Raw genomic sequence first — 6,593 nt, 5'->3', positions numbered from 1 at the left:
CATCAGATGCTGGCCTCCTTCCCAGCCAGCATCTTGAATCACAAAATCGGCAATCCGGGAATCCCTACCGATTCAGTCAAGCTCTGAACCGCTCTAGTCCCACGCCGGGCACGGTGCACAAGCGTCGCATCTCGACGTTCTCCTTCGATAGCGCCGCCAAGGCGCGGATGGCATCATACGATGCCGGACGAAGGGGGCATCCATCGCATCAGTTCACCCCGCTCGCCCCGAACCTGTCGGCGGGCGATGTCGTGTAGATCAGGCCGCCAACCTGCTCAAATACCCTGACGACGGACAGGGCTGCCTTCGTATGTTGGCCCGAGAAGCCGGTCTCTTAAGGAGGGCTGTTTCGCGTCAGGCCGATGCCCGCATCACCAGTTTTGCCTCAAGCCCTACCGCTTCTGGCGACAAGGCTGCGGGAGTCTCCTCGGCAATGTGTTTTAGCAAGATATCCGTGCTCACTTCGGCCATCCGCACGCAGTCCTGTGCGACCGTAGTCAGGCCAGGGCAGGTATAGCGGCTTAGTGGATGGTCGTCGTGACCGGCGATCAAAAGATCGCAGCGTGGGTCGCGGCCGATGCGCAAGCCGTGCTCGTAAGCCGCCGACATGGCGCCGAAGGCGATACGGTCATTTGCGCACAACAGGCTTTTGCTGGGCAGACCGCCGCTTTCCAGGCAGCGCTTCGTCGCTGCGAAGCCGGCTGCTTCAAAATCCCAGTTCTCGTGAGGCGGCGAAAGCATTATGGGCTCTGCCTCGTGCTTCTTCATTGTCGCGATATAGGCTTCCTGGCGCTCTATCGCGTTGCGGTTGACGAAAGGCATGTTGAGGAAGCTCGGATTTTCGCCGGTACGCAGCAAATATTCGGTAATGATAGCTATGCTGTTGCTATTGTCCGTGCCGACGAAAGGATAGTCTCCTTCCATTCTGGAATCAAAGAAGACAAGAGGCACATCGCGCCCAAGCCTGTCAAACAGAGGCTGGTTTTCCTCAGCGCCCAGCGGGGCAACGATGGCTCCTGCGACATTGAGCGACATGAGCGTTTGGATCGCACGCGACTCCAGTTCCGTTTCGCCATGCGAACTGAGCACGATCGCCCAGTATCCTTCTTCTAGGCAACGCAGTTCGATCTGGCGCACCGTTTCGGCGTAAAAGGGGTCTGATATCAGCGGTACGATAATGCCAATGTTTCGCGGTTTTCTCCGGTTCAGGCTCATCGCATGGATGTTGGGCCGGTAACCCGACTGAGCCAGCGCCGCTTCGATCCTCTTGCGGGTGCTCGGCCGGACGCTTTGCGGATTATCGAAGTATTTCGACAGGGTCGGTCGGGAGATTCCGCTGAGTTCAGCGAACTCCGTCATGTTCTTGATTCTTCGTGTTCCCATGTGTGTTCCGTTTTTCGGACTGGCAGGGCAGCGCGTCGCCGGTCAAGCTGTTCATTCCTAACGGGGTCGGGAAGATACTGACAGAGGGCAATCGGTAATCAAGGAAAATTATCTCCAGAAAAACCAAAATTTTACGTGCAAAAAATTTTACATTGACACGAGACAATATACCTTGGTTAGGATGCGGCCCGTTGCAGGACCATCACCGGCCTGCCGATGAAGAGCGATTGAAGGAGGCAATCGGTGCCAAGTGGCGCCACAATCCGGCAAGCGCCAGAAAAACAATCAGGGCGGCGTGGTTGCGCAGCCGCAGCTTCAGGAGGAAATGATGAGATTCAAGCTGTTCCGTGATCTTCTGCTGGCCGCTTGTGCGGCCGGGTTCCTGGCAGTACCGGCTCAGGCCGAGGGCATCGGCGCCTCATTGCTGACTCAGCAGCACCCGTTCTACATCGAACTGGCCGACGCGATGAAAGCCGAGGCTGCGTCGGAAGGTGTGCCGCTCGAAATCTCGATTGCCAATCAGGATCTCAACAAGCAGCTTTCCGATGTCGAGGACTTCATCGTCAAGGGTGTAGACGTCATCGTCATTTCACCGGTGGACAGCCAGGGCGTGCGCGCGGCCATCATGAAGGCGCAGCAGGCGGACATCAAGGTCATCACGGTTGACGTTCCCGCCAACGGCATCGACGTCACCTCTTATATCGGCACCGACAACTACACAGGTGGTGTGAAAGCCGGCGAACTGATGGCCGAGGTTCTCGGTGGCAAGGGGCAGGTCGCGATCGTCGACTACCCGACCGTCCAGTCCGTGGTAAACCGGGTCAACGGTTTCAAGGACGCTTTGAAGAAGTTCCCCGAGATCGAAATCGTTGCTGTCCAGACGGGCATTACCCGCGCCGAAGCGCTGGCTGCTGCCCAGAACATGCTGCAGGCCAATCCGGACATTGACGGCATTTTCGGCTTTGGCGATGACGCCGCGCTGGCAGCCGCCGTGGCGGTAAAGTCCGCAGGCCTTCAGGATCAGATCAAGGTGATAGGCTTTGACGGCATGGAAGAGGCGCGTAACGCCGTCGACCAGAATCCCGTGATGGCGGGCGTTATCCGCCAGTTTCCCGACAAGCTCGGCCAGGTTGCCGTCGAGACTGCCATCAAGGTCATGGCCGGTGAAGAGGTTCCCCAGGAGCAGCCCGTGGAGCCGGGTGTCTATACCGGCAAGGACAAGTAGATTCTCCGTAAATGCAGACAAATGCCGGTATAACCGACCGGCAGGCCGGGCGGGCTGCACTTCATCGTCAATCCGCCCGGTTCCTCCCATCATTGGTTTGGAGCATAGGATGGGCACCAATGCCGACGGCGATGTCTTCCTGAAGATCAGCGATGTGTCGAAGACCTTTGGTCCGATCACTGCGCTAAAGAGTATGAGCCTGACCGTTCGCCGGGGACGCGTGCATACGCTTCTTGGCGAGAACGGGGCTGGCAAGTCGACACTGATGAAAATCCTGGTCGGCCTTTATGCGCCGAGCAGCGGCACGATCGAATTGCGCGGTGCGCCCTATCGTCCATTAGACCCGCAGGACGCGGCGGCCCGGGGCCTTGCAATCGTTTTTCAGGAGCTCAGTCTCTGCAACAATCTGACGGTGGCAGAAAACATGTTGGCCACCCGAGAGCCGAGCCGGTTCGGCTTCATAAACGACCGGGCGTTGCTGGCAAAAACGCAGGGCAGTATCGACGATCTCGGCCTGCCGGTGAATATCCACCAGAAAGTCGGAGCACTGTCGGTGGCGCAGCGCCAGCTTGTCGAGATCGCCAAGGGCTTGAGCTTCGACGCAGACATCGTCATCCTCGATGAGCCGACCTCCTCGCTGAGCGGCAGCGAGGCCGAACTCCTGTTCGGCATCATTGAGCGGCTGAAGGCCTCCGGCAAGGCAATCATCTACATTTCGCACCGCATGGAAGAAATCATGCGCGTGAGCGACGACATCACCGTCGTCCGGGACGGCGAGTACATCGCCACCAAGGAACGCGACGAGACGACGATCGACGAGCTGATCGCCCTCATGGTCGGCCGGCAGATGAAGGATATTTATCCTGAGCGCACAGGCCCGGCGCCAGACTCCTCCCTGCCGCCGATGCTCAAGGTCGAGAAACTCGGAGTACCGGGCAAATTCGAGGAGGTCAGTTTCGAGGTTCGGCCGGGTGAAATTCTGGGGTTCTTCGGCCTGGTCGGCGCCGGACGCTCCGATGTGATGAAGGCGCTTTTCGGCCGTCTTGGTGCAAACGGTTCGGTGATGCTCGATGGCCGGATCGTCCGGGCGGATTCCCCGGTCGACGCAGTCGATCTCGGTGTCGCCTTCGTCACGGAGAACCGTAAGGAGGAAGGGCTGGTGCTGCAGCACAGCGTCGGCTGGAACATCTCCATGGTGGCGCTGGATGCATTTGCCGACCGCTTCGGCTTCATGCGCACCAAGGCAGAGTGTAGCGCCTCGAATGAGGAAGTGCGGCGTTTGTCGATCAAGACGGCCTCGCTCGACACGCCCAGCGGAACCTTGAGCGGTGGCAACCAGCAGAAAATCGTTCTGGCGAAATGGCTTCTCAGCAAACCGAAGGTGCTGATCCTGGACGAGCCGACGCGTGGCGTGGATGTCGGTGCGAAATTCGAGATCTACAAGATCATCCGTCAGCTTGCCGCCGAAGGAACGGCGGTAATCATGGTTTCGTCCGAGCTTCCAGAAATTCTCGGCCTGAGCGACCGTGTGGTGGTCATGCATGAGGGGCGCGTCGGCGCCACGCTGACAGGCGGTGACCTCACGCCGGAAAAAATCATGACATATGCAGCAGGTGTTTCATCATGAGCGCGTCTTCCATGCGGGCTTCGCCCGCGCTCACCTTCGCGAAGCAATATGGCGGCATACTGATCGCCCTCATACTTCTTTGCGCGGTCTTCGCCTTCCTTAATCCGCGCTTCATGTCGCTGGTCAACTTCACAAACATTCTGCAGCAGGTGGCGGTCATCGCCGTTGCTGCCTTCGGCATGACCTGGGTCATCCTCCTCGGCGAGATCGACCGGTCCGTCGGGTCGATCATCGCGGTCGCCGGGATGGTAGGAGCGCAACTGCTTTTGGCAGGTTTCGGCTTCGTCCCGGCGGTACTGCTCACCCTGATCGCCGGTGCTGCGATGGGAGGCCTCAATGGAGTGCTATCCGCCAAGCTCATGTTGCCGTCCTTCATCGTCACCGTGGCGACAATGGGCATTTTTCGCGGCCTCGTCAGCCTGCCGACTAATGGCGCGCCGGCCATGATCGATGATCCTTCCTGGATCGCCATCGGCACGGAGTCTTTTCTCGGCATGCCGAACATCATCTGGGTTGTCGCCGTCCTCTTCCTGGTCAACCACACCGCGCTTTCCAGAACCAAATTCGGACGTCGCGCCTATCTGACGGGCGGTAACCGCGAAGCGGCGATCTATTCGGGCATCAAGGTCGACCGGCTGAAGATCTCGATTTTCATGATCTCCGGCACGATGGCTGCCATCAGCGGCATCCTCATGTCCTCGCGGTTGCTTTCGGCGCAGACCAATGCGGGGATCAGCTACGAGCTCGATGCTATTGCTGCCGCGGTGCTGGGCGGCACGAGCCTTGCCGGCGGTGTCGGCTCGATGATCGGCACGCTTATCGGCGCCCTGATCATCGGCGTCATCAACAACGGCATGAATATGCTGTCCGTACCTTATTTCTATCAGCTCATCGTCAAGGGATTGGTCATTATCGTGGCGGTCTGGCTTGACGTGCGTGCCAAGCGGGCGAGGGCATGATGGTGGGCGGATCGGTTTTGACGATCGGCGAAATCGTCGTCGAGATCATGGCAACGACAACCGGCGAGGGCTTTCTGGAGCCCATCCCGCTTGTCGGCCCGTTCCCGTCCGGTGCACCAGCGATTTTCATCAATCAGATCGCGCGATTGGGCCTGAATGCCGCCATAGTCAGCCGTGTGGGGGACGACGATTTTGGCCGCCTCAACACGCGAAGGCTGGCCGAGAGCGGCGTCGACATAAGCGCGATTTCCACGGATCCGGAGCGAGCGACCGGCAGCGCCTTTGTGCGATATCGTGCCGACGGTCTGCGCGATTTCGTCTTCAACATCCGCCAAAGTGCCTGTGGCCGGCTGGTATCGAGTGCGACAGCGGAGAAGGCAATCGCCGCGGCGCGTCATCTGCATGTGATGGGCTCGTCGCTCTATTCGGCAGAAGTGATCGATCTGGTCCGCACCGCCGCGCAACGCATCAAGGCGCAAGGCGGAACGGTTTCCTTTGATCCTAACATACGCAAGGAGATGCTGGGTTTTCCCGGCATGGCCGATGCGCTGCGCGAAGTTCTTGCCTGCACTGACCTGTTCATGCCGAGCGGAGCCGAACTGTTCCTGTTCAGCGAAGCCAAGCAGGAAGTGACCGCGGTGAACGAACTGCTTGCTGGGGGCGTGCGCGCTGTCGTCATAAAGAGAGGCGCTGAAGGCGCAAGCTATTTCGACCGCGATACCGCCCTTCACGTCCCCGGCTTTACCGTCGAGGAAGTGGACCCTACGGGGGCAGGGGACACCTTCGGCGCCGCCTTCGTGGCCGGTTGGCTGGAAGGGGTGGATGCGGCCACGGTCTTGCGCCGTGCCAATGCGGCAGGCGCCCTGGCCGTTATGCAGCGCGGTCCCATGGAGGGTGCCTCCACCGTCCGCCAGATCGAAACCTTCATGGCTAAGCGAGAGCCCGTATCATGAGTGCAGACATTCTCCATCAACTGGGCAAACGGCACGCGGCTGGCGAGCATGTCGGAATTACCTCTGTGTGTTCAGCGCATCCGCTGGTGATCGAAGCAGCGCTTCGTCACGGACTCGCCGCGGAGCGCCCGGTCCTGATCGAGGCAACCTGCAATCAGGTCAATCAGGAGGGCGGCTACACCGGCATGACACCCGCCGACTTCCACGCCTTCGTTCATGGGATTGCCGCGGAAGTCGGTTTTGATCCGGGCAGGATTCTGCTCGGCGGCGACCATCTGGGTCCTAATCCCTGGAAGGGCAAGCCCGCCGAGGAAGCGATGGAACACGCGCGCGTGATGATCGACGCCTATGTGCGCGCAGGCTTCACCAAGATCCATCTCGATACGAGCATGGGCTGCGCCGGTGAACCCGCAGCGCTCGACGATGCGGTGACGGCGGAACGCGCC

General features: G+C 59.8%; 7 protein-coding genes. 6 read left to right on the top strand and 1 reads right to left on the bottom strand.

Annotated elements, in window-relative coordinates; all coding sequences use genetic code 11:
• Nucleotides 1-257: hypothetical protein (locus tag AC07E3_RS21180; protein ID WP_478364678.1), on the top strand; the 257-nt coding region annotated here is incomplete at its 5' end.
• Between the two features lie 97 nt (nucleotides 258-354).
• Here AC07E3_RS21180 and AC07E3_RS21175 read toward each other — a convergent pair.
• Nucleotides 355-1,383, bottom strand: coding sequence for a LacI family DNA-binding transcriptional regulator (locus AC07E3_RS21175; protein WP_478364677.1), 1,029 nt, complete (start codon nucleotides 1,381-1,383; stop codon nucleotides 355-357).
• A 325-nt stretch (nucleotides 1,384-1,708) separates the two neighbouring features.
• Between AC07E3_RS21175 and AC07E3_RS21170 the strand changes: the two genes are divergently transcribed.
• The 5 genes from AC07E3_RS21170 to AC07E3_RS21150 all read left to right on the top strand — a co-directional run.
• On the top strand, nucleotides 1,709-2,608 hold the full coding sequence (locus tag AC07E3_RS21170) for a substrate-binding domain-containing protein (protein ID WP_478364682.1): 900 nt from the start codon (nucleotides 1,709-1,711) through the stop codon (nucleotides 2,606-2,608).
• 109 nt (nucleotides 2,609-2,717) lie between these two features.
• Entirely contained in the window at nucleotides 2,718-4,235 is a 1,518-nt protein-coding gene (locus AC07E3_RS21165) for a sugar ABC transporter ATP-binding protein (RefSeq protein ID WP_478364675.1), read from the top strand.
• On the top strand, nucleotides 4,232-5,194 hold the full coding sequence (locus AC07E3_RS21160) for an ABC transporter permease (protein ID WP_478364673.1): 963 nt from the start codon (nucleotides 4,232-4,234) through the stop codon (nucleotides 5,192-5,194). The genes AC07E3_RS21165 and AC07E3_RS21160 overlap by 4 nt, the downstream gene beginning before the upstream one ends.
• A complete protein-coding gene (locus AC07E3_RS21155; RefSeq protein WP_478364680.1) occupies nucleotides 5,194-6,147 on the top strand; it encodes a tagatose kinase in 954 nt (317 codons plus the stop codon). The genes AC07E3_RS21160 and AC07E3_RS21155 overlap by 1 nt, the downstream gene beginning before the upstream one ends.
• The coding region (locus AC07E3_RS21150) for a class II D-tagatose-bisphosphate aldolase non-catalytic subunit (RefSeq protein ID WP_478364671.1) at nucleotides 6,144-6,593 on the top strand (450 nt) is incomplete at its 3' end. The genes AC07E3_RS21155 and AC07E3_RS21150, both read left to right, overlap by 4 nt.

The organism is Nitratireductor lacus (assembly GCF_056431025.1).
This window is presented reverse-complemented; position numbering and strand designations above follow the sequence as displayed.